The sequence below is a fragment of the Novosphingopyxis sp. YJ-S2-01 genome (genome assembly GCF_016093175.1).
Lineage (GTDB): Bacteria > Pseudomonadota > Alphaproteobacteria > Sphingomonadales > Sphingomonadaceae > Novosphingopyxis > Novosphingopyxis iocasae.
In genome coordinates, this window is the sequence record NZ_JAEDAI010000001.1 from 1,066,735 (window position 1) to 1,089,567 (window position 22,833).

Annotated in this window: 21 protein-coding genes; 9 read left to right on the forward strand and 12 right to left on the reverse strand. The window is 64.4% G+C overall.

Annotated elements, in window-relative coordinates; all coding sequences use genetic code 11:
• Positions 1 to 56: 56 nt before the first annotated feature.
• Positions 57 to 803: a 16S rRNA (uracil(1498)-N(3))-methyltransferase gene (locus I6A82_RS05200; RefSeq protein WP_198094029.1), complete on the reverse strand. Its 747-nt coding sequence runs from the start codon at positions 801 to 803 to the stop codon at positions 57 to 59.
• Between the two features lie 138 nt (positions 804 to 941).
• Between I6A82_RS05200 and ubiA the strand changes: the two genes are divergently transcribed.
• The gene (gene ubiA / locus I6A82_RS05205; protein ID WP_198094030.1) at positions 942 to 1,883 is read left to right on the forward strand and encodes a 4-hydroxybenzoate octaprenyltransferase; all 942 of its coding nucleotides are present in this window, start codon (positions 942 to 944) and stop codon (positions 1,881 to 1,883) included.
• 21 nt (positions 1,884 to 1,904) lie between these two features.
• On the opposite strand, the gene I6A82_RS05210 is transcribed toward ubiA, so the two are convergent.
• From I6A82_RS05210 to I6A82_RS05235, 6 genes are read right to left on the reverse strand one after another with little or no spacing between them, the layout of a single operon-like run.
• Complete coding sequence (locus I6A82_RS05210; protein ID WP_198094031.1) at positions 1,905 to 2,084, reverse strand: hypothetical protein; 180 nt, start codon at positions 2,082 to 2,084, stop codon at positions 1,905 to 1,907.
• Positions 2,085 to 2,134: 50 nt separating this feature from the next.
• Positions 2,135 to 5,569, reverse strand: a complete 3,435-nt coding sequence (gene smc, locus I6A82_RS05215) for a chromosome segregation protein SMC (protein WP_198094032.1) — start codon at positions 5,567 to 5,569, stop codon at positions 2,135 to 2,137.
• A gap of 58 nt (positions 5,570 to 5,627) precedes the next feature.
• Positions 5,628 to 6,365 (reverse strand): thioredoxin domain-containing protein, encoded by a 738-nt coding sequence (locus tag I6A82_RS05220; protein WP_198094033.1) that lies wholly within the window; start codon positions 6,363 to 6,365, stop codon positions 5,628 to 5,630.
• A 45-nt stretch (positions 6,366 to 6,410) separates the two neighbouring features.
• Positions 6,411 to 7,202: a thioredoxin domain-containing protein gene (locus I6A82_RS05225; protein ID WP_198094034.1), complete on the reverse strand. Its 792-nt coding sequence runs from the start codon at positions 7,200 to 7,202 to the stop codon at positions 6,411 to 6,413.
• A gap of 19 nt (positions 7,203 to 7,221) precedes the next feature.
• The gene (locus I6A82_RS05230) at positions 7,222 to 7,920 is read right to left on the reverse strand and encodes a DsbA family protein (protein ID WP_198094035.1); all 699 of its coding nucleotides are present in this window, start codon (positions 7,918 to 7,920) and stop codon (positions 7,222 to 7,224) included.
• Positions 7,921 to 7,922: 2 nt separating this feature from the next.
• Complete coding sequence (locus tag I6A82_RS05235) at positions 7,923 to 8,477, reverse strand: DUF721 domain-containing protein (protein WP_198094036.1); 555 nt, start codon at positions 8,475 to 8,477, stop codon at positions 7,923 to 7,925.
• A 26-nt stretch (positions 8,478 to 8,503) separates the two neighbouring features.
• Here I6A82_RS05235 and mutY point away from each other — a divergent pair, with 26 nt between their 5' ends.
• The 4 genes from mutY (at position 8,504) to I6A82_RS05255 (ending at position 12,198) form a co-directional block, all read left to right on the forward strand.
• A complete protein-coding gene (gene mutY, locus I6A82_RS05240) occupies positions 8,504 to 9,562 on the forward strand; it encodes an A/G-specific adenine glycosylase (protein ID WP_198094037.1) in 1,059 nt (352 codons plus the stop codon).
• The gene (locus I6A82_RS05245; RefSeq protein ID WP_198094038.1) at positions 9,552 to 10,862 is read left to right on the forward strand and encodes a serine hydrolase domain-containing protein; all 1,311 of its coding nucleotides are present in this window, start codon (positions 9,552 to 9,554) and stop codon (positions 10,860 to 10,862) included. The genes mutY and I6A82_RS05245 overlap by 11 nt, the downstream gene beginning before the upstream one ends.
• Positions 10,862 to 11,737 carry an NAD(+) diphosphatase gene (nudC, locus tag I6A82_RS05250; RefSeq protein ID WP_198094039.1) on the forward strand — a complete coding sequence of 292 codons (876 nt, stop codon included), beginning with the start codon at positions 10,862 to 10,864 and terminating at the stop codon, positions 11,735 to 11,737. The genes I6A82_RS05245 and nudC overlap by 1 nt, the downstream gene beginning before the upstream one ends.
• 80 nt (positions 11,738 to 11,817) lie before the next feature.
• Complete coding sequence (locus I6A82_RS05255; RefSeq protein WP_187335406.1) at positions 11,818 to 12,198, forward strand: response regulator; 381 nt, start codon at positions 11,818 to 11,820, stop codon at positions 12,196 to 12,198.
• A gap of 18 nt (positions 12,199 to 12,216) precedes the next feature.
• Here the strand turns inward: I6A82_RS05255 and I6A82_RS05260 are convergent, their stop codons facing one another.
• Together I6A82_RS05260 and mgtE are read right to left on the reverse strand one after the other, a co-directional pair.
• Complete coding sequence (locus I6A82_RS05260; RefSeq protein WP_198094040.1) at positions 12,217 to 12,621, reverse strand: DUF1489 family protein; 405 nt, start codon at positions 12,619 to 12,621, stop codon at positions 12,217 to 12,219.
• 75 nt (positions 12,622 to 12,696) lie between these two features.
• A complete protein-coding gene (mgtE, locus tag I6A82_RS05265; protein ID WP_187335408.1) occupies positions 12,697 to 14,115 on the reverse strand; it encodes a magnesium transporter in 1,419 nt (472 codons plus the stop codon).
• A gap of 176 nt (positions 14,116 to 14,291) precedes the next feature.
• Here mgtE and I6A82_RS05270 point away from each other — a divergent pair, with 176 nt between their 5' ends.
• From I6A82_RS05270 to I6A82_RS05280, 3 genes are all read left to right on the forward strand, one after another.
• A complete protein-coding gene (locus tag I6A82_RS05270; RefSeq protein ID WP_187335409.1) occupies positions 14,292 to 14,741 on the forward strand; it encodes a peptidylprolyl isomerase in 450 nt (149 codons plus the stop codon).
• A 157-nt stretch (positions 14,742 to 14,898) separates the two neighbouring features.
• Positions 14,899 to 15,846, forward strand: coding sequence for an ATP-binding cassette domain-containing protein (locus I6A82_RS05275; protein WP_198094041.1), 948 nt, complete (start codon positions 14,899 to 14,901; stop codon positions 15,844 to 15,846).
• On the forward strand, positions 15,843 to 16,568 hold the full coding sequence (locus tag I6A82_RS05280) for an ABC transporter permease (protein ID WP_198094042.1): 726 nt from the start codon (positions 15,843 to 15,845) through the stop codon (positions 16,566 to 16,568). The genes I6A82_RS05275 and I6A82_RS05280 overlap by 4 nt, the downstream gene beginning before the upstream one ends.
• Here I6A82_RS05280 and I6A82_RS05285 read toward each other — a convergent pair.
• Complete coding sequence (locus I6A82_RS05285) at positions 16,565 to 17,440, reverse strand: LysR substrate-binding domain-containing protein (RefSeq protein ID WP_198094043.1); 876 nt, start codon at positions 17,438 to 17,440, stop codon at positions 16,565 to 16,567. The genes I6A82_RS05280 and I6A82_RS05285 overlap by 4 nt on opposite strands.
• A gap of 357 nt (positions 17,441 to 17,797) precedes the next feature.
• On the opposite strand from I6A82_RS05285, the gene I6A82_RS05290 reads away from it, so the two are divergent.
• Positions 17,798 to 20,110, forward strand: coding sequence for a CDC48 family AAA ATPase (locus tag I6A82_RS05290; RefSeq protein ID WP_198094044.1), 2,313 nt, complete (start codon positions 17,798 to 17,800; stop codon positions 20,108 to 20,110).
• Positions 20,111 to 20,259: 149 nt separating this feature from the next.
• On the opposite strand, the gene I6A82_RS05295 is transcribed toward I6A82_RS05290, so the two are convergent.
• Both I6A82_RS05295 and I6A82_RS05300 read right to left on the reverse strand, forming a co-directional pair.
• Positions 20,260 to 21,600: an MFS transporter gene (locus I6A82_RS05295; RefSeq protein ID WP_198094045.1), complete on the reverse strand. Its 1,341-nt coding sequence runs from the start codon at positions 21,598 to 21,600 to the stop codon at positions 20,260 to 20,262.
• Positions 21,600 to 22,832: a phospholipase D-like domain-containing protein gene (locus tag I6A82_RS05300; protein ID WP_198094046.1), complete on the reverse strand. Its 1,233-nt coding sequence runs from the start codon at positions 22,830 to 22,832 to the stop codon at positions 21,600 to 21,602. Before I6A82_RS05300 ends, I6A82_RS05295 begins: the two co-directional genes overlap by 1 nt.
• Position 22,833 lies beyond the last annotated feature (1 nt).

A 22,833-nucleotide genomic window follows, 5' to 3' on the forward strand; every position in this document is an offset into this window, starting at 1 on the left:
CAAAAGGGAACGCAGTTGCGGCGAGCGGCAAGTGCGAAGCTACGGCTCGCTCGCGTTCAGCCCCAGTCGCCGCGGCCCGCCATCCACAGGCTCACCGCCGCCACCGCTGCGGTGTCGGCGCGCAAGATGCGCGGGCCGAGCGAGACGGGGACCGCTTGCGGGCAGGCACGGATCGCTGCGTTTTCATCATCGGTAAACCCGCCTTCGGGCCCGATCAGGATCGCGGCGGGGCCGTCATGCGCGCGCAGGGCCGATCGGAACGAGCCGCCGCCGCGCTCATCGCAGAAGAACAGGTACCGGTCTTCCGGCCAGTCGGCGAGCAATATGGAAAGCGGCGTCAGCTCGCCGAGTTCGGGCAGCGCGTTGCGTTCGCATTGTTCGGCGGCCTCGATCATATGCGCGCGAACGCGGTCGTCCTTCACCTTGTCAACTACTGCACGCGCCGTCGCCACTGGCTGGAACCGGCGCACGCCGAGCTCGCTGGCCTTTTCCGCCACCCAGTCGAAGCGCTGGCGCTTGATCGGTGCGGCGCACAGCCACAGATCCGGCACGTCTTCGCGCGGGCGCAGGCGCTCGTCCGCCCGCACGATGAGATCGCGCTTGCCGGCCTGCGTCACGGTTGCGGCATAATCGCCGGTGCGATCGTCGAACAGGGTGAGCGGGGCGCCTTCGCTCAGCCGCATGACCTTGAGAAGATAATGCGCCGCGGGGCCGTCCAGCGCCACCTCGGTGCCTTCACTCAGTTCCTGCTCGACGAAAAGTCTCGGGGCGGAGCGCGGAGGCCAGGCGGGCGTTGCGGGCATGAATTTCCCTCTTTCAATCCGTTTGCCGCCGAGCTTGCCGACGACGGCGCGGCGCAGCGATGTCTGTTTTCTCTCAGCGATTCATGACAACTGAACAGGGCTTCGACAACCTCGACCCGAACGGTGTAGGGGGCAGGGATGACTCAGAATGATCGATCCGGCGCGGAAGCCGGGCGCGGACATGGCGGCGTACCGGACAGCGAACATCGCGGGCTCATCGGCCCCCTCCCACCCGCCGCGCGTCCGTTCGCACTTCTGGCGCGGTTTGACCGGCCGATCGGATGGTGGCTGCTGTTCTGGCCCTGTGCCTTCGGGCTCGCCTTGGCAGGCGGCGCGCTGGCGCGCTGGGATCTTTTGCTGTGGTTGCTGCTCGGTGCCATCGCGATGCGCGGCGCGGGATGCGTCTATAATGACATTATCGACCGAGATCTGGACCGGCAGGTTGCGCGCACCGCGTCGCGCCCGCTCGCGAGCGGAGCGGTTTCGCGCAAGGCGGCATGGATCTGGCTGGGCCTGCTATGCCTGATCGGGCTGATCACATGGCTACAGCTGAACTGGACCGCGCGCCTCGTGGCGCTCGGCAGCCTCGCATTGGTCGCGGCCTATCCCTTCATGAAGCGCATTACGTGGTGGCCGCAGGCATGGCTGGGCCTCGTGTTTTCATGGGGCGCGCTGGTCGGCTGGAGCGCCTTTACCGGCACAGTGCCGCTGGGCGCGATCCTGCTCTATGCTGGATGCGTCTTCTGGGTGATCGGTTATGACACCATCTACGCGCTACAGGACCGTGAGGACGACGCGCTCGTCGGCATTCGCTCCAGCGCGTTGCGACTGGGCAAAAACGTACGCGTTGGCGTCGCCAGCTGTTATCTGGCAACGATTGCGCTGTGGCTCATGGCTTTGGGGCAGCGTTTCCCGGACCCGTTCGCCTATCTGGCACTGTTGCCCGTCGCCGCGCACCTTGCGTGGCAAGCGGCAACGCTCCGCCCCGAAGATGGAGCGGACGCCCTGGCCAAATTTCGGTCGAACAGGTTCGCGGGGCTATTGATGGCCCTGGCCTGCTTCGTGGTGGGAACCGCCTGAACCCGTCAGACGGCGGCGCAATCAGGGAAGCGCTTTTTCCAGGAATACCACATCGTCCTGCTCTGCCACGCGCATCATGGCGCCGCATCCGCTCGGTACGATCGGGCTGGGGGATTTCATGTCGTCAACCAAGCCACCCTTCAGGGCATCTGCTTCGGCGTCGGTGAAAATGTAAAAGTCGGTCTGATCTAGTTGTTGCATGCCAATGATATAGCATGCCTCCCCCAAAATTGCAAATCGCTGCAATAATCTTACTCTGCCGCGAGCAATTCCTCAGCAGCGTTGAGGTCCACCGAGACCAGCCTGCTCACACCATGTTCCATCATGGTGACGCCGAATAGCCGGTCCATCCGGCTCATCGTCACCGCATTATGCGTGACGATCAAATAGCGCGTTTCGGTTTCTTTCGTCATTCTTTCCAAAAGCCCGCAAAAGCGTTCGATATTGGCATCGTCCAGCGGTGCATCGACTTCGTCCAGTACGCAGATGGGCGCGGGGTTGGTGAGGAACAGGCCGAAGATCAGGGCGACCGCAGTCAGCGCCTGTTCGCCCCCTGAAAGCAGCGTCAACGCGGCCAGCTTCTTGCCCGGCGGCTGGGCCATGATTTCCAGCCCCGCTTCCAGCGGATCGTCGCTTTCGATCAGCTCCAGATGCGCCGCGCCGCCTTCGAACAGCGTGGTGAACAGCCGCTGGAAATGGCCGTTCACCGCCTCGAAGGCGGCGAGCAGGCGCTGGCGGCCTTCGCGGTTGAGGCTGCCGATCGATCCGCGCAGTCGCGCGATCGCCTGGGCCAGCTCGTCCGCCTCGGCGCGGCTGGTGCCGATCTCTGCGGTCAGCTCCTCCAGTTCGCTGTCGGCGACCAGATTGACCGGCCCGATCCGCTCGCGTGAAGCCTGCAGCTTTTCCAGCTGGGCCGGAATTTCCGAGGCATCGCGGTCTTCGGACGGATCGAAATCATGCACCTGCGGCAGTGCTTGCGGCGCACATTGGAAGCGTTCGGAGGCAATGCGAACCATTTCGGCGCGGCGCAATTCCTGATTGTCCGCCCGCGCCGCCGCACCCGCACGCTCTTCGCGGGCACCGGACAGCGCCTCCTCCGCCTCGGCCAGCTCGGCCTCCAGCGCGCGCAGCTTTTCATCGGACTGGGTGAACTCGCTCTCATGGCTCGCCAGCGCCTGCGTTGCCGCAGACGCCTCGCGTTCGAGACCTGCAATCTCCTCGTCCAACTGATCGGGTCTGTCGGCGATCGTATCGAGCTGCCGGGCGGTGTCTTTCCGGCGCTTTGCGAGCGCGGACTGGCGCTCCACGGCATCGCTCTTGCGGCTCTCATGCGATCGGATGTCGGCCTGTGTCCCGGCGCGGCGTTCACGCGTAGCGGCGATCGACTGGTCCAGCGCAGAGAGGCCTGCCTGCCGCGTGCGCAAAAGATCGCGCAGCGTGTCGCCCGACCGTTCGAGTTCTCCTGTCCGCTCGCGCAGCGCTGCGTCATCGGGCAGTTGCGCGAGCGCGCTTTGCGCATCGGCCAATTGCTGCTCGGCCTCGCCGCGCCGTTCCGTATTGGCGAAAAGGCGCGCCTCCAGATCGGCGCTGAGGCCCTCGCTGCGTTCGATGCGGCCTTCCGCCCGGTCGCGCTCCCGTTTTGCTTCCCGTTCCGCTTCCTCGGCAGCGCGCACGCGCTGGCGGGCACCGGCAATCACTTCGTCGATCTGCCCGCGCTGTTCGGCGATCTGCGTCTCGAGCCTTTCCAGCTCGGTGATCTCGGCCTGCTGGCTTTCGATCAGGGTACTCAGTTCGCGCAGCCGGTTGCGCCGCACCAATTGCTCGGCAAGGTCGCCCGCTGCGGGGACGGTGGCGATAAAGCCGTCCCAACGCCGCACGAGACCGGCGCGCGTCACCAGCCGCTGGCCGAGGGCGAGCGGCTGGCCATGGTCTTCTTCCACAACCCATATTTGCGACAGGCGTGCGCCCAGCGCGGCGGGGGCCTCGACATGATCGGACAGTCGCTCGGCACCTTCCGGCCCGGCATCCTCGTGGCACGGCGCGCCGCCCCAGTACCGCGCCGCGCCTGCCTCCAGCGCGGCATGGAGATCATCCCCCAGCGCCGCTGCCAGCGCGGTTTCGAAGCCCGGTTCGGCGCGCACCGCATCGACCGCACGTTTGCCGCGGCCCTTTTGGGACGCGAGCGCCTGTTCGATCGCCTTGCCTTCTCCGCGAAGGCCTGCCAGGCGGGACCGCGCGGCGGATAGGGTCTGCGCCAGTTCATCCGCGGCGAGGCGTGCAGTCTCACGCTCTTCGCGTGCGGCGTCCCACTGCGAATCTGCGTCCGCGGCCGCCTTCTTATGCGAGGCAATCTGGGTCTCGGCTTCGGCCAGCGCCTGCTTCAGCGCCGCGATGTCCGGCAGTTCGGCCAAAGCGGTCTGCGTGCGCTCGCGATCCGCATCCACTTCCGCCAGCCGCCGTTCCGCTGCCGCGCGCGCGGCGTTCGCGACCTGCCGATCCGCATCGATCCGGGCCAGCTCGGCACGCGCCTTGGCGAGCGCCAGCTCGTTCTCGCGCGCGGCGCGGTCGGCGGCGTCGAGTTCGCGCTCCAGTGCGGGGCGCTCTTCCTCGAGCCGGGTAAGCTCGGTGCCCACCTCCGCCACGTTGACACGCAGCGCCTCCAGCCGCTCCACCGCATCGCGGCCGCGCCGATCCTCTTCGGTCAAATCCTCCTCGATCTGCTCGCTCTGGCGGCGCAGGTCTTCGATCCGCGCGCCCAACTGGGCGCGCTCGGCACGCAGGGAGGCGAGGCGCGAATCGATCCGAGCCGCTTCTTCGCGCGCACGGCCCTGCCGTTCGCGGGCGCTCTCCAGCGCCTTGGCCGCGCGGTGGCGATCGATCTGCAGCCGCTCGCGCCGCTGCGCCGCCTGCTTCGCCTTCGCTTCAGCAGCGTCCGCTTCGGCACGCGCTGCTTCCGCCGCGCGGCGGGCATCGCGCCAGCGGACATGGATCAGCATGGCCTCGGCTTGCAAAATTTCCGCCGAAAGGGCCTTGTAGCGCATCGCCGCCTTGGCCTGCCGCCGCAGCGTTCCGGCGCGCGTGTCCATATCGCCCAGCATGGTATCGACGCGCTGCAGATTGGTTTCGGCCCCGCGCAATTTTTGCTCGGCATCCTTGCGGCGCGCGTGAAGGCCGGCGATTCCGGCTGCTTCTTCCAGCATCATGCGCCGCTCGGCAGGCTTCGCAGCGATCACCGCGGCGATGCGTCCTTGGCTGACGAGCGCGGGGCTGTGCGCTCCGGTGGCGGCATCGGCAAATAGCAGCGCCACGTCCTTTGCACGTACATCGCGGCCATTGGCGCGATAGGCGGAGCCTGCGCCCCGCTCGATGCGGCGTACCACCTCGATCTCGCCTCCGTCTGCGGAGATCGGTCCGGCGGTATCTTCGCCGATTTCGGCGAGCAGCGAAACCTCGGCGAACTGGCGCTGCGGGCGGGTGGCGGTGCCCGCGAAGATCACGTCTTCCATTCCGCCGCCGCGCATGGATTTCGGGCTGTTTTCGCCCATCACCCAGCGAATCGCTTCGAGCAGGTTCGATTTGCCGCAGCCATTGGGGCCGACGACGCCGGTCAGCCCCGGCTCTATGCGCAGTTCGGCGGGTTCGACGAAGCTCTTGAAACCGGCGAGGCGAAGCTTCTTCAGGCGCATGGAGCTATGCCCCCGCAGACCGTATCGAAGATCCTCCGCGCCAAGCGGCGTTACCGCCTCAGCGGGCGCCGGCGGCCATCAGCGCTTCGCTAACGCCCTGATAGCTGTTGGCGTCGATCTTCTTGCCATTCAGGATGAAAGTCGGCGTGCCGCCAACCTGGAATTCGCTGCTGCCCTTCTCCGCACTGTCGGACAGCGCCTTGATCCGCGCCGGGTCCTGCAGGCAGGCGATCGCCTGCGGTTCGGAAAGGCCGCGCGCCTTCACGAAATCGAGATAACCCAGGCCCTTGGCGATGATGGTGGCGACCTTGCCCGGATCGTTCTCGACCGCCTGCAGCTGCTGCTGCGGCAGATCGCCCGTTTTATCGAGGAAGGTCTGCTGGTTCGCCATCATCTGGTCCAGCATCGGGAAAAAGGCCGACGGCTCCACGCAGGTTCCAAGCAGGCTGGGCGCCAGATCCAGCGCACCGTGCACCGGATAATCGCGGAATTCGTAGCTGACCTTGCCGGTGGAGATGAAGTTCTTCTTCAGCGGCTCCATGCCCTCGCTGTCGAATTTTGCGCAGGTGGGGCAGGTGCGCGAACCATATTCGACCAGCTTGATCGGCGCATTCGGGTTGCCCATCAGGAAGCCGCCATCGTTCGTCTTGGCGACCGTCTCGGTCCAGCTGCTGCCGCTCGGCGCCGCTACCGCGGCCACCGGATCACCGCTGGTCGAGCCGCTATCCCCGCTTCCGCCGGAACAAGCCGCGAGCGCGAGGGTGAGCGTGGCGAGGGCGATGGTCGGCTTGATCATGTCGGTTCCTGTATCAGGTTATGGTCTGTCGTTATTTTCGCCGCATTACTGCGCGCCGAGCGCGGCGTCGAGGCGCGGCTTCATTTCGGCCCATTTGTCGGTCTGGATCTTCTCGCCGTTCAGGAAGAAGGTCGGCGTCCCGGTCACCCCGTCGCTCACGCCCTTCTCCGTGGTGGCGACGAGCTGCTCGATCGCGCTCTGATCGGAGAGGCAGGCCTTGGCCTTCTCTTCTGTCAGCCCGCGCGATGCGAAGAAATCGACCACGCCCATGGCTTTGCCGAGATTGTAGAAGCGCTCATTGAGCGGCGCGTTCATTGCATCCTGCAACGCCTGCGGGTTGCTCTGCGAGAGCTGGATGGCAGGCTGCATCAGCGCTTCCTGCTCTCCGAAGACGGCCTCGGTCAGCGGATAATAGCGATCCGGCCCCTCGCACTGCGTCAGCAGCGTGATCGGAATGTCGAACGGGCTCAGGATGAAGTTGCGCAGCTCGAACCGCACCTTCCCGCTGTCGACATAATCCTTTTTCATCGGCGCGAAGGCGGACTGTTCGAACGCGGCGCAGTGACTGCAGGTGACCGCGCCATATTCGACGAGCGTCACCGGCGCGTCGGGATCGCCCATCGCATAGCCGCCCTCGGGCGTTTTCACGACCACATCGCTCCACTCCTGCCCGGCAGCGCGGGTGGGCTTGGCGGAGGGCATGGCGCTATCGCCGGTCGCCGCGGCGGCGGGCGTAGCCGCATTTGCTTCGCTCTCGGGCGCGTCCTGATTGCCGCAGCCGGCGAGGATGATCGCCAGCGCGAAGGGGGCGGTGGCCAGAGCGTTCTTGATCGTCATGCAGCGTTCGTCCTTGTTCTCAGGATGCGGGCAATAGCGGCTTCAGCGCCTGCCAGCTATAGACCCCGTCGAGCAGCTTGCCGTTCAGAATGAAGCTCGGCGTGCCCTTCACGCCCTGTTTCTGGGCGTCCTCCGTCATCGCCGCGACGGTTTTTTGCGCTGCTTCGTCGGACAGGCAGCTGTTGAGCTGCGCCGCTGTGTAACCGTTCGACAGCATCAGCTTATAGAGCCCGGTGTCCTTGGCGATCTTGCCCATGCGTTCGCCATAGCTGCCTTCGAACCAGCTCTTGCGGGTTTCGGGGGTGGAGGTCTGCGCGGCGGACAGCCAGACCGGCTGGTTGCGCATGATCAGCTCATGATTGGCGAAAAAGCGCGATGTCGGGCCGCAGCGCGCCAGCAGCGCGGCGGTCAGGTCCACTGGATCGCGGATCAGGTTGCGCAGCTCGAAACTCGCCAGGCCGCGGCGGACGTAGTTCGCCTTGATGACGGGCGCGCCCTCCGCCTCGAACATCGCGCAATGCGGGCAAGTATAGCTGGCATATTCGATGATCTTGGTGCGCGCCTTGGGGCTGCCGAGCAGATGTCCGCCGATCGGCGTGATCGTGACCGGAGTGGCGGTTTTCTGGGATGCGGCCTTCTGGGGCTGCGGGGCGGCAGCGGCCAGCAAGGGTGCGGCAACGGCAAGGGAGGTGAGGGCAAACAGGCTACGCAGTCTCATGTCTATTCCTTGTCGGCCATCTGCCGTGCCAGCGATTCGAGCACGGCGGCCAGTTCGGGATCGGCAATATCGCGCAGCCCCTCGCCGAGTTCCATCGGCACGGGCTTCAGCGTGGGCGGGCCGGCGTCCCGTTTCGCCGGCTTGTCCTTGGGCGGCTCTATGACGCCGTGGATGAACTTCAGCTTGTCGACAGCGCCATAACCGAAAAACCGGTTCACTCGCTCGATAATCTCCGGCGCGACATGCTGCATCAGCGTGGCATGGGCGCCCGACACGGTGAGTTCCAGTGTGCCGCCGGACCGCTTGCCGGAAGGGAAGCGGATCGCCTGCGGGGCGCTGACTTCGGCATAGCGGTCGCCCACAATCTCCGGCCAGCGGGTGACGACCGAGCTTTGCACGAAACCGTATCGGCGGAAGGCGGCGCGGCCAATTTCGGGCATGAGATCGCTGATCGCCTTCGCCTCTCCGCCGCGCGGCCGCGTATAGCTGCGCGGACCGCCCTTTTTCTTCGCGGCAGCCTTTTTCGGCTTGTCGGTGTTCGCGCCCTGTTCAACCATGGCCGTCCCCATGCCATATCGGCGCGATGCCCGTCACCCGGAAAGATACCGCGCTCGCCGAGCGCCTGCTGGCCCATTATGATCGCCACCGCCGCACGCTGCCCTGGCGCGCGCTGCCGGGGGAGGCGGCGAACCCTTATGCCGTCTGGCTGTCGGAAGTAATGCTGCAGCAAACCACGGTGGCCGCCGTCGCGCCGCGTTTTGCCCGCTTTCTGGAACGTTGGCCCACGCTGGAGGCGCTGGCCGCTGCGGACGAAGCCGATGTGATGGCCGAATGGGCGGGCCTCGGCTATTATGCGCGGGCGCGAAACCTGATTGCCTGCGCGCGCGAAGTGACCGAGCGACATGGCGGCGTTCTGCCCGGCGAGGAAGCGGCGCTGCGCAAGCTGCCGGGGATCGGCGATTATACCGCCGCTGCCATCGCCGCGATCGCTTTCGGCCAGCGCGCCGTGGTGGTGGATGCCAATGTCGAGCGGGTGGTGGCCCGCCTGTTCGCGATCGATGAGCCGCTTCCGGGGGCGAAGAAGGCGATTCGCGCAGCCACCGATTCGATCACGCCGGACGCGCGGGCGGGGGATTTCGCGCAAGGCTTGATGGACCTCGGCTCCTCGATCTGCACCGTCCGCGCGCCGCAATGCCTGATCTGTCCGCTGCGGAAGGATTGCGAGGCCCATGCCGCCGGAAATCCGGAACGCTATCCGGTAAAGGCGGCGAAAAAGGCGAAGCCCGAACGGCGCGGTACGGTTTATTGGATCGAGCGAGACGGCAAGGTCGCGCTGGTGACGCGCCCGCCCAAGGGCATGCTCGGCGGCATGCGCGCGCTGCCGGACGATGGCTGGCGCGCGGGAGCGGACGGTGACGGCGTTCCTCCGGTCGAGGCCGAATGGCGCATCGCCCGCGGCGTCGTTCGGCACGGCTTCACGCATTTCACGGTCATTCTCGATTTGGCGCTTTGCTGCGACGCGCCAGCCGATATGCTGGAGGCCGATTGGTGGCCGGTGACGGAGCTGGCCGATGCGGGACTGCCGACGCTGTTCGCCAAGGCCGCCCGCGCATTCGGGGAGATGAGAGACGATGCGGCATGATAGGTTGAACGCGGTGGATCGGCGCGGATTTCTGGGGCTCGGCACGCTTCTGGGCCTCGGTGCGCTGGCCGCGCCGTCGCCGCTGATGGCGATGCTGCGCGAGGCCGCGGACTGGCCCACCGTCTCGAAGAACATTCATTCTTATGTCGACACCCGCAAAGTGGCTGGGATGATGGCAACGATCGGCTGGGGCACGGACGCGCCGGTGAACCTTACCGCCGGGCATCTCTCGCTCGATCCTTCGCCCGAAGTGAATGCGGACACGCTCTGGCGGCTCTATTCGATGACGAAGCCGATCACCGGCATGGCCGCGATGATGCTGATCGGCGACGGGAAAATGCGGCTCGACCAGCCGGTGGCCGATTTTATTCCAGAGTTTGCAGACATGCGCGTGCTGACCGATCCGGCGAACAGCCTCGATTCGGTGCCCGCGAAAAACCCGGTCACGATCCGCAATCTTCTTACGCATACGGCGGGGCTCGGTTATTCGATCGTGACGAAGGGGCCGCTGCTGCAGGCTTATCTCGACAATGGCATCTTGCCGGGTGTGGTCAGTCGCCAGCCGATCCCCGGGTTCGAGGGCGGGGCCGAAGTGCCGTCGCTGGACGAGTTCGCACGCCGCGTGGGCGGCCTGCCGCTGATCGCGGAACCGGGCACGAAGTGGAGCTATTCCATCGGCCTCGACGTGATGGGCCGCGTGATCGAAGTGGCCAGCGGCATGGATTTCGGCAGGTTCCTGCAGACGCGGATCTTCGATCCTCTGGATATGACCAGCACCTTCTTTCAGGTGCCGGAGAGCGAGGCGCATCGCCTTGCCACCAATTATGCTGTCATCGGCGGGCTGCTGATCCCGATCGATCCCGGCAAGAACAGCATCTTCCTCGATAAGCCCGCTTTCCCCTTCGGCGGCGCAGGACTCGTCGGTTCGGCGCGCGATTATGATCGCTTCCTCGCCATGTTGATGGGCGGCGGCACGCTGGACGGCACCGAGGTGATGAGCCGCGCGATGGTCGACCTCGGCACATCCAATCTGCTGCCGGACGGCGTCGATCTGACCGGCACCTGGGTGGCGGGTCAGGGCTTCGGCGCGGGTGGCCGGGTCGGCCTGGGGCCGCGCGCGGGCACCTATGGCTGGGCGGGGGCGGCGGGCACCGTCGGCGGGATCGACCGCCAGCGCGGACTGCGCGCCTCCGGCTACACCCAATATATGCCGAGCGAGGTCTATCCCTTTCAGGGTGCCTTCTACGAATGGGTCTATGCCGATGCCGCGGCCATGGCTCAGGCCAAGGCCGCCGCCTGATGGCTTTCGATCCGGGTTTCTGTGCGCCGGGGCTGGACCGGGCGGACCGGCTGCGTAGCGATCCCGATGGCTTGCGGGCCGCGATGATGCGCCCGTCCGCGCGGCTTTTGCGGATGAACGGCCTCGATCCGGTGATAGGCGATCATGGCGGGCTCGATTGGGGCAGCATCGCCGAGGCGGACCCGGAATGCGATCTCATCCTGCTCGGCCTGGACGGGGAGACGTCGTGCTTTGCCGCAGTGCCGCAGCACATTGGCCCCGGCCAACCGGTGCGGCAGCTTTGGCAAGGCCTTGCCAGCTTTCCGGAGCGCGACGCGGCGATTTATGCTGCCGCCCGTAGCCTGGTCGATTGGCATGCACGCCATCGCTTCTGCGCGCGCTGCGGCGGGGAAACGCGCGCCGAGAAGGGCGGCTGGGCGCGGCGCTGCACCGCCTGCGGCGCGGAGCATTTCCCGCGCACCGACCCCGTCGTCATCATGCTCGCCGAACATGACGGGCGCGTGCTGTTGGGCCGCCAGCCGCAATTCCCCGCGCGCCGCCTGTCCGCGCTGGCCGGTTTCGTCGAGCCGGGAGAAACCATCGAAGGTGCCGTGGCGCGCGAACTGCACGAGGAGGCGGGCATTCATGTGCGCGATATCCGCTATGTGAAGAGCCAGCCCTGGCCCTTTCCCAGCTCGCTGATGATCGGCTGCTTCGCGGTGGCCGAGGACGATGTTCTCACCATCGACGAGACCGAACTGGAGGAGGCCGTCTGGATCGATGAAGACCGCGTGCGCGCGGCGCTGAACGAGGCGCCGGATGCGCCCTTCATCGCGCCGCCGCGGCTTGCAGTCGCGCATCATCTGCTCGCACGCTGGCTGGAGGAGCGGGGCTGATACGAAACAAATCAGGGTCAACGAAATCGTAACCCGTCCTTGCGCATAGAGAACAAAGTGCAAGTACCAGAGGACGCTTCATGGCCCACATTATCATCGCCGACGACGACGAAATCGTCACCGAGATCGTGAGCGAGGCATTCCGTTCCTACGGGCATTCGATCGGTGTGGTCGGCAACGGTGAAGAGGCGCTCATCGCGATCAGCGCCAAATCGCCCGATCTCGTCATCCTCGACTGCAATATGCCCAAAATGGGCGGCCTCAATACTTTGCACGCGATTCGCACGCACCCCAAATTCTACCGCGTGCCGATCATGATGCTGACCGGCAACACCAGCAGCAAGGATCAGGATATCGCCCGCTATACCGGGGCCGATGCCTATATCACCAAGCCGTTCGACCCCGATTTTCTGGTGTTCGAGGCTGAGGATCTGATCTCGAAATACCGTCAGGCTGCCTGAGCCCACACCCTCTCGTTTTCAGACGAGCCCCAATTTGGTCAGCTCGCCGATCATGTGCGCGGGCATTTCGGCCATCGCGTCCTCGTCTCCGTCCAGATCCGGCGGCGCGTCATTCTCCTCCAGATAACGCCAGCCCTGATGCGCCCTTTTCGCGCGGCTGCGCACGGGGATCAGCTTCGGGGACAGTAGAATGTGCGTGCGCCCGTCCGGCGCTTCCTTGAAACCCAAGATCTCGCTGCGCGCCATGATGCGGTGCGCGATGATCCAGTAGAGCGAACCGCCGACCATCTCCTCATGTCGCTTGGGGCGATAGCGGGTGCTGTGAAACAACCCGCCCTCCGCCGCGGCGCGTGCTTCCAGCCGTTCGCGCAGCTCGGCAAAGCTGTCGATGCGAAAGGCAATTTTGGTCATGTTGAGCGGCATGGCAGGCGATGTGGCGACTGCTTAAGCGGCGCGCAATATGAGAGGGGACGGTTTCGTGCCGGAGGGCGGAGCTATCTAACTTCCCAGGCCCCAAAGCGCTGCCAGCCCGAGGAAACTGAAGAACCCCATCGTGTCCGTCATGGTCGTTACAAACACGGAGCTGGACACCGCAGGGTCGATGTCCAGCCGGTGCAGCACCACCGGAACCACCACGCCCGACAGCCCGGCCACCATATTGTTGATCACCATCGCAAGCGCGATGACGATCGACAGATCCGGATTGCGGAAGATGATGAGCGTGCCGATGCCGATGAGGATGCCCAGCGCCGTTCCGTTTGCAAGCGCAATGCGGAACTCCCGGCCCACCATGCGCAGCGTGTTGGACTGGGTCAGCTGATTGGTGGCGAGCGCACGTACCACCACCGCCAGCGTCTGTGTGCCGGCATTGCCGCCCATGCCCGAGACGATCGGCATTAAAACGGCTAGCAGCGCGAACGCCGCGATCACGCCCTGAAACGCACCGACGACCGAGGATGCGATAATCGCCGTGCCGAGGTTCACCACAAGCCAGACCAGGCGCGAGCGGACGGTAAGCCGGATCGGCTCGTTGATGTCGCCTTCGCCCGCACCGGACAGCAGGAAGATATCCTCACCGGCCTCCTGGCTGACGATGTGGACGATATCGTCGGCCGTGATCACGCCGATCAGTCGCCCGCCCTCGTCTACCACCGCGGCGGAGATTAGTGCATATTTCTGGAAGCGCTGGGCGACCTCTTCCTGGTCCATCTGCGCCGGGATCAGCGTCTGATCCCGTTTCATCACATCGCCCAGCGGGATGTCCCGAGGTGCGCGCAGAATCCAGCTGAGATGGCAGGTGCCGATCGGCCGATGCTGCGGATCGACGACGAAGATTTCCCAGAATTCGGTCGTCAGATCGGCCCCGCCGTCGCGCAGATAATCGATCAGCTGGCCGACATTCATATGTTCGGGCACCGCGACCAGATCGCGCTGCATGATGCGGCCTGCGGATTCTTCCGGAAAGGACAGCGCGCTTTCGATGGCGGCGCGGTCTTCGGGGTCGAGCTCGTCGAGCACGGCCTGCTGGTCGTCCGCGTCCAGCTCCTCGATGATCGCGACGGCGTCATCGGTTTCCAGCTGGCCGGCAAGACCCGCAACGCGCGAGGGCGGCAGCGCCTCGATAATGTCGTCGCGGACATAGTCGTTGACCTCGGCCAGCACCTCGGCGCTGACGAGATCGCCGATGGCGAGCGCCAGCGCGGCGCGTTCGTCATTCGGCACGATCTCGAACAGATCGGCGATGTCGGCATTATGGAGCTGCTCGACGAGCGCATAGGTCGTCTCGCGCTCACCATCATCCAGCGATTCGAGCACACTGGAGACGAAGCTGGGCGTCAGCCGATTGTCCTCGTCATGCGTCTCGACATTTTCTTCGGCTTCGCGCTCATCGGGAAGCATGTCAGCGGTATCAGCCATGGCGCTCCCCTCTGTTCGCGGTGTCCGGTATGGGCTTGCAGCCTAAACACGCACCGATGCTGCATTGCAATGGCGGCGAATAGTCGCGCGGCATGGGCGCGCTGGCGGGAACGGGTGGCGCTCTGGCGCGCTAGTGCCTAGATCGCACGCGAAACAAACCGAAGGAAGATTGCGAAATGGCAGACGAAACCCTCACGCTTGAACTCGACGGTGGCCCGGTGGTCATCAAGCTGCGCCCCGATCTCGCGCCCAAGCATGTCGAGCGTATCACCGATCTGGCCAAGGAAGGCTTTTACGACGGCGTGGTTTTCCACCGCGTGATCCCGGGTTTCATGGCGCAGGGCGGCGATCCCACCGGCACCGGCACCAGCGGTTCGGACAAGCCGAACCTGCCCGCCGAGTTCAGCAAGGAACCGCATGTGCGCGGCACCTGCTCGATGGCCCGCACGATGGACCCGAACAGCGCCAACAGCCAGTTCTTCATCTGCTTCGACGATGCCCGCTTCCTGGACGGTCAGTACACCGTTTGGGGCGAGGTGGAGAGCGGCATGGAACATGTCGACGCGCTCCCGAAGGGTGAGCCGCCAGCCAATCCGGGTGCGATCAAGAGCGCCAAGGTGGGGTAACGCCACACGCCAGGGACATTGAGAGGGCCGGGGCGAAAGCTTCCGGCCCCTTTTTTGTTCAGCTTTGCCATGATCCGAGGTTGGGCTCGTCGCATAAGGCTCATGGAGATAGCCAGAACCGCTATGCCTCATTATCAGAGGAGCGGGGGGAAGTTGTATGAGCGCCGACTGCGCAATCGTCACCGAGCGACTGACCAAGAATTTCGGCAAGCATCGCGCCGTCGTTGATCTGTCGCTGGAAGTGCCGGCACGCTGCGTGTTCGGCTTTCTGGGGCCGAATGGGGCGGGAAAGTCGACCACCATGCGGCTGATGCTGGGGCTTCTGAAGCCCAGTTCCGGAACCGTACGTCTGTTCGGCCAGGACGTTTCGCGCGAGCGCGTAACGGCGTTGCGCGGCGTCGGCTCGGTGATCGAGAACCCGGCGCTCTACGAACACCGGAGCGGGCGCGAGAATTTGGCCATCACGGCTGGTCTGCTGGGGCTTCCGGCCACCGAAATCGACCGTGCCCTCGATATAGTCGACCTATCCGCTGCGGCCGGGCGCAAGGTGCGGGGCTATTCGCTCGGCATGAAGCAGAGGCTTGCGCTGGCCCGCGCGATGCTCGGTAATCCGCGTTTGCTGCTGCTCGACGAGCCTACCAACGGACTGGACCCGGAAGGAATTGTGGTGATGCGCTCACTCATTCGGGAGCTTCCCGAGCGCACCGGCTGTACGGTTTTCCTGTCGAGCCATTTGCTGGGTGAAGTCGAGCAGACCGCCTCCGTGGTCGGCCTGATGAAGGCGGGGCGGCTTGTGCTGGAGGGAACGACCAGTGCATTGCTCGCCGAGGGAGGCGTGATCCGCATCGGACTGGACGATGCCGACCGTGCGTGTGCGTTGCTGAAGAAAGCAGGCTTCGACGTCATCGATTCAGGCCGGTCGCTGGACGGAACCGATTGGGTCGATCTGCATGCTGGAGATGGACCGGCGCAGCATGAGGCGACTGCCCGATGCAATCGCCTGCTGGTCGAAGCCGGCATGGCTGTCCATGCGATCGGGTTGAGGGCGCGCACCTTGGAACAATTATATCATGATGCCTCTTCGGTGTCGGAGCAGCAGCCATGATCGCGCTCTTGACCGCAGAAATCCGCAAGTTGCGCGGTTCGCTGGCACTGTCTTTCATGCTTTTGTCACCTGCGCTGCCAGGATTGCTAAGTTTTATCGCGCCGTTCAATATGGGCAGGCCGCTGATATGGGCTGAAGTGATCGGGCTGATGACGCTGCCGATATGGGTGTCCTTCCTGTTGCCGATGGCAGTGGCTGGGCTTGCGGGCTTGTTCGGACAGATCGAATACCGCACCCGCGCATGGGATCATATCCTGGCGCTGCCGATCGCCCGTTGGAAGCTGTATCTGGCCAAGGCGGTCATGATGACCGCCATCGTGACGGTGATGACCGCGCTCGCATTTCTCTTCGCGATCGCTGGAGCGGGATTGGCGGGGCTGTTGACCGGTCTTATCCCCGAAGGACCGTTGCCTTGGGACAGACTCGCGCTGCTGGTGATCCGAATTGCCGGAAGCGCCCTGTTCTTCGTGGCCATCCTCACCTGGATCGCATTGCGCTTTTCCGCCTTTCTCGTGCCGGTCGCAGTCGGCATCGGCGGAGCGATGATGAGCGTGGTGCTCTTGATCGTCCAAACCGACAAAGCGAACTGGTTTCCCTGGGTTCTGCCTACGCTTTTGGGCCGGCTTCCGGATCAAGACTGGTATGTCTGGCTGGGGCTGGTGGGTGGTCTCGTGGTGTTCGCCGCGATGATCCTCGATCTGTCGCGGCACGAGATGCGCTAGATTTCCGCGCGGACCAGCCAGTCGTGGAAGACGCGCACGGCGCGGCGTTCCAGGGCACGGGGGCGGCAGACGAACCAGTAGCTGTAGGGGCTCTTCACCTCGATATCGAACAGGCGGGTGAGGCGTTCGTCGCGCGCGTCGGAAAAATGGCTGCCGTGCATGATGGCAACGCCCAGGCCCTGCGCGGCGGCTTCCAGCATCAGCGGGCCGGAATCCATATGATCGACCGATGCGGGCTTCAGGTTCGGCAGGCCGACCTCGCGGCGCCAGGCGTCGAATGTGCCGGGCATCTCGCTATGAACGAACACCGTTTGTCCGGTGAGGTCGTTAGGCTCCTGGAGGTTTTCGCGCTCGGCAAATTCGCGGCTGGTGATGGCGTACACGCTGTTGGTGTCCAGTCGGCGGCTGTAGAGCTTCTCATCCACCTGCGAGGCGATGATGATTGCCGCGTCCACCGAATCGCCCAGAAGGTTCTCCGCATGGGTGGATGTGATGACGTCGAGATGCAGTTTCGGATAAAGCCGGCGCAATTCGCCCAGATTGGGTATAAGGCGCTGCGATCCGAACAGCGGCAACACGCCCAGCCGCAGGCGGAATTCGGCGTCGCGGTCGCTCACCGCATCCACGGCGTCGGCGATCATGTCGAGCGCGGGCGAAACCGCCTCGATCAGGCGGTGCGCGTCGTCATTGGGTGTCATCGCCTGCGCCTTGCGATCGAATAGCGGCTTGCCGATGAAATCTTCTAGTGCCTTGATCCGGCGGCTCAGAGCCGGCGCGGAGATGGCCAGTTCGCTGGCCGCAGCCTTGGCGCTGCCAAGCTTTACCGTCCGGACGAAGGCCTCAAGGGCGCGAAGGGGTGGGAGACGTCGCATATTACTCCAAGACGCACGTTTCTGTTGCGGCGCAGCAATAAGATTTCATGCTCAAAACCGCAGAACTCTGCGCTTCGCTAAACTTCAGTTGCGCATTTTGCAAGCTAGATAATTCCTTTCGCACTTGCACAATAAACCGGATCGGTGCACTTAGGACGGGCCTTTCAGGCATCCTCTCCTAAGACTTTTCCAGGGCCGGTGTTCGCACCGGCCTTTTTTTTTGCCTGTTTTCCGGGACGGGCAAAGGACTGCATGCGGTTCGCCAGGTCGTGGAAATCATTTCGCTGCCGTCCCCTCGAAACTTCCGACCGCGCGCCCCATTATACTCTCCGACAACTTTGTATGAGAGGGAGCCGCATGGCTGACGAAGAGCCGCAGGATCCGCGCGTTGCGGGCCGCAAATTGCAGGTCGCCAATGCCAAGAAGGAAGACAGCGGACGCGGCCTTGCGCGGATGTCCCGTCAGGTGATGGCCTCGCTCGGCCTGGTTCAGGGCGATGTGGTGGAGATCGAAGGCAAACGCTCCACGCCCGCGCGCGCGATCGAGCCCTATCCCGAGGATGAAGGGTTGGAGATCATCCGGATCGATGGTCTTCTGCGTGTCAATGCAGGCGTCGGTGCCGGCGAGCATGTAACGGTGAAGAAGGCCGAATCGCAAGCTGCCACCCGCGTCGTTCTGGCTCCTGCGCAGCGCGATTTGCGGCTGCAGGGCAGCTCTCAGGCGCTCAAGCGCACCTTCATAGGCCGTCCGATGATTGCGGGCGATGTCGTCGCCACCGCCGGCCAGCGGCGCGTGGAGCCAAGCGAGATGCCGCCGCAGCTGCGTCAAATGATGAATGCGCCGGCTTTCTCGCTTACCGAAATCCGCCTCAAGGTCGTCTCCACCACGCCCAAAGGCCTCGTCCATATTGACGAGAATACCGAGATCGAACTGCGCAGCGAATATACCGAGCCCAAGGAAGGGCGCCGCGCCGACGTAACCTATGACGATCTGGGCGGCATGACCGATACGATCGATCAGCTACGTGAGATGGTGGAGCTGCCGTTGCGCTATCCCGAGCTGTTCACCCGGCTCGGCGTCGATCCGCCGCGTGGTGTGTTGCTGCATGGTCCGCCGGGGACCGGCAAGACGCGGCTGGCCCGCGCCGTCGCCAACGAATCCGATGCGAATTTCTTCCTGATCAACGGGCCGGAGATCATGGGTTCGGCCTATGGCGAATCGGAAAAGCGGCTTCGTGAAGTGTTCGAGCAGGCCACGCAATCGGCCCCCTCGATCCTGTTCATCGATGAGATCGACTCGATTGCCCCCAAACGCGACCGCGTGCAGGGCGAAGCGGAGAAGCGGCTGGTCGCGCAGCTGCTGACGCTGATGGATGGGCTGGAGCCACGAACCAATCTGGTGATCATTGCGGCGACAAACCGTCCGGAAGCGGTCGATGAAGCCTTGCGTCGGCCCGGACGGTTTGACCGCGAGATCGTGGTTGGCGTCCCGGACGAGGCCGGACGCCGCGAGATCATGGCGATCCACACCCGCGGCATGCCGCTCGGCAGTCGCGTCGATCTGGATGAACTGGCCCGCACCACCTACGGTTTCGTCGGCGCGGATTTGTCCTCGCTGGCGCGCGAGGCGGCGATCGAGGCGGTGCGCCGCATCATGCCGAAGATCGATCTGGAAGAAGGCACGATCCCACCGGACGTGCTGTCGTCTCTGGAAGTCACGCGCGAGGATTTCGTGGAGGCGCTCAAGCGCATCCAACCATCCGCGATGCGCGAGGTGATGGTGCAGGTCCCGCAAGTGCGCTGGGAAGATGTCGGCGGGCTGGACGAAGCGCAGCGGCAGCTACGCGAAGGCATCGAACTGCCTTTGCGCAATCCGGACGCGTTTCTGCGGCTCGGTATCCGGCCGGCCAAGGGTTTTCTGCTGTACGGCCCCCCGGGTACGGGCAAGACCTTGCTGGCCAAGGCGGCGGCACGCGAGAGCCAAGCCAATTTCATCGCCACCAAAAGTTCGGACCTTCTGTCGAAATGGTATGGCGAGAGCGAGCAGCAGATCGCGAAGCTCTTCGCCCGTGCAAGGCAGGTGGCACCGACGGTGATCTTCATCGACGAAATCGATTCGCTGGTGCCTGCGCGCGGCAGCGGATCGGGCGGCGAACCGCAGGTGACCGAGCGCGTGGTGAACACCATCCTTTCCGAGATGGACGGGCTGGAGGAACTACAGTCGGTTGTCGTCATCGGCGCGACCAATCGCCCGACGCTGGTCGATCCTGCATTGCTGCGCCCGGGCCGGTTCGATGAGCTCGTCTATGTGTCCGTTCCGAACAGGGACGGCCGGCGGCGTATCCTTGCGATCCACACCGCGAAGATGCCGCTGGCGTCCGATGTCGATCTGGATGAGGTTGCATCGCGTACCGAGCGGTTCACCGGGGCGGATCTGGAAGATCTGGTCAGGCGTGCCGGCCTGTTCGCGCTGCGCGAGGGCGGAAACGATGTAAGTGAAGTGGACATGAGCCACTTCAGTCAGGCCATGAACGCCAGCCGTGCCTCGGTAACGCAGGAGATGGAGGAGGAATATCGCTCCATCGAAGCGAAGCTGAAACAGAACGCCATGCGGGCACAGTCGATCGGGTTCATCACGCCCGGAATGCTGGAAAGCCACGGAGAGAAATAAAGAGCGTGTCCGTTTCGATGGACGCGCTCACCCCCGTTCGTACCGAGCCTGTCGAAGGACCGTTTTTCTCTCCGGCGATGCCGAGAAGAAGGACGGTGCTTCGACAAGTTCAGCCCGAACGGCAATCGACCGCTATGCGATGTGGCGCATCATCCCGCCGTCTCTCGCTTCAGCTTGAAGATCGTCCAGACGAACACCGCCGCCGCCAGCGCCGCAGCCAGGCCGAACAGCGCCCAGGCGTTCTGGTTGTAGATGTAAACGCCAACGCTGGGGCCCAAGACGAACGCGGCGCCGTTGATGGAAGCAACCATTCCCGCCACCGCGCCCTGATCCTCCGGCTCCACGGCGAGCGAGGCACCGGCGGTGAAGCCGGGGCGGAACAACGCGAAGCCGAGTGAGGCAACGCCGAATCCGGCGGCTATCGTGTAGAGGCTTTCGCTCGCCCCCAACATCAGCGAACCCGCCGCGATGAATGCCATGCCGAACAGGATGCAATTGCGCGCGCCGATGTGGAGAATTGGGATAAGACCCCATTGCGCGATCAAGGTAGCCGCCGCACCCACCGTCAGCACCAACGCGGTTGGCTCATAGGCGAGTTCGGGCGTTGTACGCAGACCCAGCCGGTCCAGTACCAGAAAACCCGCGACGAAACTCAACACCGCCTGCGCATGGCCACCGGCCAGGCCGATACCGAGCCAGCCGCGGATGCGCGGATCGAGCCAGCGCAGGGTTTCGCGTTCCACGGTGCCGTCCGGATCGGCTATGGCCGCGCTGGGCTGCGCGCTGGCATAGGGCTCGCTGCTGGCGAAGCTGCGCGCGGCAAAGCGGGGATCGTCAGCCGGAAAGCGAAAGCGAAGGGCCAGCAGTACCAGAACGCCGATCAGCGCGAAGATCAGCATCGGCCCTGCATCATCGACGAACGGCAGAATGAAGAAGGGTGCCAGGAACGGGCCGACAATGGTGCCGAGGCCGAAGCTGCTGGCGACGAGCGAGAGCGCCTTCACGCGCTGTTCCTTCTCCGTGCGTGCGGCGACATAGGCTTGCACGGCTGGCGGGGCGGCGGACCCGAAGCCGCCATAGATACTGCGGAACAGCGCGAAGATGATCAGTGTCAGCCCTCCACTGATCAATCCATGCAGGCCCACGAAGAGAACGATCCCGCACAGCGTCATGGATATCGAAAAGGCCGCAACGCCCAGAATCATCAACCTTTTGCGGCCGCGCCGATCCGACTGGCGGGCCCAGCGGGGCGCGGTGATAACCCAGAGCAGCGCAGACCAGGTGAAGGCTGCGGAAATCCAGTAATCTGCGACGCCAAGCTGCGTGCCGATGGCCGGCAGAACGCTTTGCATGGCGGTATTGCCGGCGGCGCTGATCAGCATCACCATGAACAGGATCGCCATGCGTCCAGTCGGTATGGCCGCCGGGATCGCCGCCGGATTTCCGGACGGACTGGGCGCGGGCTGCGCGGGGCCGTTTTCTACCGCCATCAGTCCTCGGTCCGGCCGATCGTGCCGCTTACCGTCTTATCCATCGTGCTGACCACGAAATAGGCGAACACCCAATATAACCGGGTGAAAAGACCGGTGCGCTTATCGTTCACATCCGGCGTGATTTCCAGCGACCGGGCCTGCATCCGGTCCATTCGCTCACGGATATGCTGCGCGGCCTCCGCGCTTTCGATGCGGACCATGATTTCCAGATTCACATAGAGGCTGCGCGCATCCATGTTGGAGCTACCGGCATAAACGACATCGTCGATCACGATGCACTTCATGTGCAGGCGGCAACGTTCATATTCGTACACATGGGCGCGGCGTTTCAGCAGATAGCTGTGCGTCAGCCGGTGCGCGGCAAGGGTGATCTTGTGATCGGTGCGGCCAGCCAGGATCAGGCGGGCCTGCCCGCGCCGCGCAAGATGGCCGATACGCCTCAAGATGCTGCGCCCAGGTGAAAAATAGGCTTCCACCATGTCCAGCCGCTCGCCGCTCTCCAGGTCGTTCTTGAGCGAGCGGACCCACGGGCTGAGCCGCCCCGGTCCGCCGATCGTCCAGGCAAGCGGGCCCCTGTCGCCATGCCAGTTGCGCACCAGGCGGCGGATGTCGCGAAGCCGCACCTTCTTTTGCTTCGCGATCTCGACCAGCTTGTCGTAATAATCGGCGAGCTGCCCGGCGTCCGGGCCGGACACGAGCACGCCCATATCCTCCCAGCTGTTCTCCGGCGGATCGGCCTTGCCAAAATAATCGGCGGCCATGTTGAAGCCGCTGACGATCGCCTGATTGCTATCGATGACCAGAATTTTCTGGTGGTTGCGAATGAGCGATTTGGTGGACCAAGCGGCGGAAAATTTGTGCCAGGTGCCGCCTTCCTCCAGAAATTCGTTGAAGAATTTGTCGGGCGTTTCATCGCTGCCGATCGCATCGATCACCAATTGCACTTCCACGCCCCTGCGGCAGGCGCGGCAGAGCGCTTTCATGAAAGCCTCGCCGATCTCGTCCTCGCCAACCATATAGTAGAAGGCACGGATGCGCTCCTCGGCCATGTCGATGAGGCCGATGACCGCGGCTAGCCGATCCTCCGCGGCGTGGAAAAAGCGCACTTCATTGTCCTCCACCGCAAATGTGGGGACGTCGAGTTCGCGCGGATCGCCATAATGCTCGGCGATTTCGTAATCGCCGACGCAGTGAATTTCGCAATCGTCGCGGTACTCCTTATCAGCCACA

Coding starts and splice junctions, on each gene's coding strand:
- I6A82_RS05235 (WP_198094036.1), bottom strand. CDS start 8,477: ATGGTTGAACAGGGCGCGAACACCGACAAGCCGAAAAAGGCTGCCGCG.
- I6A82_RS05225 (WP_198094034.1), bottom strand. CDS start 7,202: ATGACGATCAAGAACGCTCTGGCCACCGCCCCCTTCGCGCTGGCGATC.
- mgtE (WP_187335408.1), bottom strand. CDS start 14,115: ATGGCTGATACCGCTGACATGCTTCCCGATGAGCGCGAAGCCGAAGAA.
- I6A82_RS05260 (WP_198094040.1), bottom strand. CDS start 12,621: ATGCCGCTCAACATGACCAAAATTGCCTTTCGCATCGACAGCTTTGCC.
- I6A82_RS05285 (WP_198094043.1), bottom strand. CDS start 17,440: ATGCGACGTCTCCCACCCCTTCGCGCCCTTGAGGCCTTCGTCCGGACG.
- nudC (WP_198094039.1), top strand. CDS start 10,862: ATGGCTTTCGATCCGGGTTTCTGTGCGCCGGGGCTGGACCGGGCGGAC.
- I6A82_RS05200 (WP_198094029.1), bottom strand. CDS start 803: ATGCCCGCAACGCCCGCCTGGCCTCCGCGCTCCGCCCCGAGACTTTTC.
- I6A82_RS05220 (WP_198094033.1), bottom strand. CDS start 6,365: ATGATCAAGCCGACCATCGCCCTCGCCACGCTCACCCTCGCGCTCGCG.
- mutY (WP_198094037.1), top strand. CDS start 8,504: ATGCCCGTCACCCGGAAAGATACCGCGCTCGCCGAGCGCCTGCTGGCC.
- ubiA (WP_198094030.1), top strand. CDS start 942: ATGACTCAGAATGATCGATCCGGCGCGGAAGCCGGGCGCGGACATGGC.
- I6A82_RS05210 (WP_198094031.1), bottom strand. CDS start 2,084: ATGCAACAACTAGATCAGACCGACTTTTACATTTTCACCGACGCCGAA.
- I6A82_RS05245 (WP_198094038.1), top strand. CDS start 9,552: ATGCGGCATGATAGGTTGAACGCGGTGGATCGGCGCGGATTTCTGGGG.
- I6A82_RS05275 (WP_198094041.1), top strand. CDS start 14,899: ATGAGCGCCGACTGCGCAATCGTCACCGAGCGACTGACCAAGAATTTC.
- I6A82_RS05270 (WP_187335409.1), top strand. CDS start 14,292: ATGGCAGACGAAACCCTCACGCTTGAACTCGACGGTGGCCCGGTGGTC.
- I6A82_RS05255 (WP_187335406.1), top strand. CDS start 11,818: ATGGCCCACATTATCATCGCCGACGACGACGAAATCGTCACCGAGATC.
- I6A82_RS05290 (WP_198094044.1), top strand. CDS start 17,798: ATGGCTGACGAAGAGCCGCAGGATCCGCGCGTTGCGGGCCGCAAATTG.
- I6A82_RS05280 (WP_198094042.1), top strand. CDS start 15,843: ATGATCGCGCTCTTGACCGCAGAAATCCGCAAGTTGCGCGGTTCGCTG.
- I6A82_RS05230 (WP_198094035.1), bottom strand. CDS start 7,920: ATGAGACTGCGTAGCCTGTTTGCCCTCACCTCCCTTGCCGTTGCCGCA.
- smc (WP_198094032.1), bottom strand. CDS start 5,569: ATGCGCCTGAAGAAGCTTCGCCTCGCCGGTTTCAAGAGCTTCGTCGAA.
- I6A82_RS05295 (WP_198094045.1), bottom strand. CDS start 21,600: ATGGCGGTAGAAAACGGCCCCGCGCAGCCCGCGCCCAGTCCGTCCGGA.